1 protein-coding gene is annotated in these 715 nt (G+C 71.9%); it reads right to left on the bottom strand.

Annotated features, from left to right (window positions below; all coding sequences use genetic code 11):
• Positions 1 to 646, bottom strand: a 646-nt coding sequence (locus tag AB0G02_RS29055) for a glycoside hydrolase domain-containing protein (RefSeq protein WP_360799988.1), incomplete at its 3' end; no start/stop codon positions are given.
• Positions 647 to 715: the final 69 nt, after the last annotated feature.

Below are 715 nucleotides of genomic sequence, written 5' to 3'. Positions count from 1 at the left end.
CCAGCACGTCCAGGGTCAGCGGCACGGTCTGCGCCGCGTCCGCCGTCGGCACGACCGCCGAGGACTGCCGCAGCGACGCGTCGACGTGCCGCCGGTCGTCGGCGTGCGCCCGGTTGACCGACGGCGGCTCCGCGCCGGGCCCGGTGCCCCACGACGACGGCGTGGTGCCGAGCTGGTGCGCCAGCGTGCCGCCGCCGGCGACGGTGTCCCAGTCCAGCCACGTCTTGCGCACGTCCCGGCCGTTGAACGACACCCGCTGCACGTACCGGTTGGTGTCGCTGGCGCCGGGTGCGGTGATGGTCAGCGTGCGCTGTCCGGTGCGGACGGTCGCGCCCGGGAACTGGGGGCTGGACAGCGCCAGGAAGTCGCCGCCGCTCATCGTCGGGTACAGGCCCAGCGAGGAGAACACGTACCACGCCGACATGGTGCCCAGGTCGTCGTTGCCGGTCATGCCGTCCGGGCCGGTGGTGAACAACGTCATCGCCGCGCGCACCACGGTCGCCGTCTTCGCGGGCGTGCCGGTCGACAGGTAGAAGTAGGGCGCGAGCAGGTCGGGTTCGTTGTTCGGGTTGTAGGTGGGCTTGCCGTAGTAGTCGTAGGGCTGGGTGATCCAGTCGTTGCGCACCGTCCCGACCGGGAGCCACATCAGCCAGAGCTACGACACGAGCGACAAGAGCGTCAAACCCCTCCCCCACCGCGCGCGCAGCGCCGGCAG

The sequence above is a fragment of the Actinosynnema sp. NPDC023658 genome, assembly GCF_040639995.1.
Taxonomy (GTDB): domain Bacteria; phylum Actinomycetota; class Actinomycetes; order Mycobacteriales; family Pseudonocardiaceae; genus Actinosynnema.
This window is presented reverse-complemented; position numbering and strand designations above follow the sequence as displayed.